2 protein-coding genes and 1 pseudogene are annotated in these 1,836 nt (G+C 41.7%); all 3 read right to left on the bottom strand.

Annotation, left to right across the window (positions count from 1 at the left end):
- A pseudogene (locus BN338_RS12055) lies at window positions 1-326 on the bottom strand (hypothetical protein); the annotation flags it as partial.
- Window positions 307-582: a hypothetical protein gene (locus tag BN338_RS02105; RefSeq protein WP_051018483.1), complete on the bottom strand. Its 276-nt coding sequence runs from the start codon at window positions 580-582 to the stop codon at window positions 307-309. The pseudogene BN338_RS12055 and the gene BN338_RS02105, both read right to left, overlap by 20 nt.
- A 9-nt stretch (window positions 583-591) precedes the next feature.
- On the bottom strand, window positions 592-1,740 hold the full coding sequence (locus tag BN338_RS02100) for a phage tail protein (protein ID WP_039758593.1): 1,149 nt from the start codon (window positions 1,738-1,740) through the stop codon (window positions 592-594).
- Between the last annotated feature and the right edge of the window lie 96 nt (window positions 1,741-1,836).

Raw genomic sequence — 1,836 nt, 5'->3', positions numbered from 1 at the left:
CGCGCTGTTGAATCTGCTCTTGATGCTGTTGTCAAAGCTTGACCAACCGTAACCGCTGCTCCATCCGATAATTCTTTGGCATCATCCGCTAACCTTTTAGCTGAATCCGCTGTCTGCTTGGCTGTAGTCGCTAAACTCATTGCACGCTCTGAGGCTTGATGCGCTTGTACTCCCTGCTCTGCTGTCGCAAATGCCTCATAGGCATAGAGAGACGCTGTTCCTAACAATTGAGGAACAATAACTGTATCAACAGAAGTCCCCTCTATAATCTCTTCTTTCGTTGCTACAGGGAGCAAATATTCATGACTATGATATGGTATCTTCATCTGCTTTATTCCTTACATCATTCAGATGAGATGAATCTAATGAACACTCTTTCAAGTCTTTAAGCTCTTCTCTTAAGGACTCTAAGCGCTTCTCTAAATCTTTCACAGAACCATCAAGCTCGCTTTTCAATGCTGTTTTCAGTAAATCAAAAACCCCTTGAAGCGGCGCATGCACAAAATGACCCCCTGAATACAAAACGACCCGCACTCGTGACGGGTCGATAATCTCTGATATTGCAAACAATTTTGATAACATTTCATTTCCTCATGTCTTTATCCCATAAACTACACTCGTATTCATTGGACGCGTTTCAACACCACCGTAAAGACCGGTCATGATTGTATGATCATGAACTTTTGGAATTTCTTGTCCTGGTATTATAGGAGCATAGAAGGATACATCACGGCCTCCATACCTGATAAAAAATGGATGTAAGATATGCGGCTTGGGGGTACTTTCCTTTTCAAAAGGGACCTCTTGCGTGATTTGCGATAGATCTTCAAACGCACTGCTACATGCCTCTAAAGCATTCCCCGTTAACCCAGCACATTCTTCATCTTTATTGGAGTAAATTCCGTGGCTCCAATAATCGACAATAACGCTCCTCTTGTTTCTCGAAAGCTCACGCCTTGTCCTCGACGAGACTCTCGATTCATCAAGAAGATCAATAAAATGCTCATGATCTATCATGGAATATGATTGCGTTGTTGCAAAACCTCGACCCTGGTCAATAACTCCCAAATAATCAAAGCCACGCAAAAACATCCCTCTTAAATCCGGTACATTAAAAGTTGTTGAACCATCGCCACTTCCCCACATCGTCCCAATTGCTGCAAACAGATCACTGTAAACACTTCGCGAATAAGCACCCCCATCACACAATAACCAACCACTAGGCAATGCTTGCATCGCAAAGGCGCCTACAAAACCAATAGGTACGCGTTTAAAATGAGGAACTTTTTTTAGCGTTGGATTAAGAAGCTGCCAACCTGAGATTTCTTCATCATACACCAATGTATAAATACACCCATATTGAATCTCACCTCCACCAAGCAAACAAACACCCGTTTCTGAAGCCTTGTAAACCGGCTTATGTAGTAAATCATTGAGAGCAACAGTTGTTATTCCAATATTACCTCCCTTCGCTCTAAAACTTACAACAAGACCACTCTTGTACTCCAAAAATTGTGATTTTGTTTCAATCTTTATCTTTGTCAGTTGTAGTTCAAAATTAACATCAACAATACTCTCAAGCCCACCACTCGTATCCGATAAATATTCTCTAATCCTTTGCATCATCCCACGAGCGCTATTATTAACTGTATGAGGAGACTGTCCCTCTGACCAATTAATAAGGCTATCTGCCACTGAATTTTCTGCTGCCCTTAAAGACCATCTATAAATATCTGACATCTTTGCCTCATGTCTTTATCGCAAAAATAACTGAGACGTTGACTGGGCGTGTTTCAGAAGAACCAGACCGGATATCCTGTAACCTACGTACAAGAT

The organism is Bartonella queenslandensis AUST/NH15, from assembly GCF_000312585.1.
Lineage (GTDB): Bacteria > Pseudomonadota > Alphaproteobacteria > Rhizobiales > Rhizobiaceae > Bartonella > Bartonella queenslandensis_A.
The sequence above is the reverse complement of the archived record's forward strand: the minus strand, read 5'-3'. Positions and strand labels throughout refer to the sequence as shown.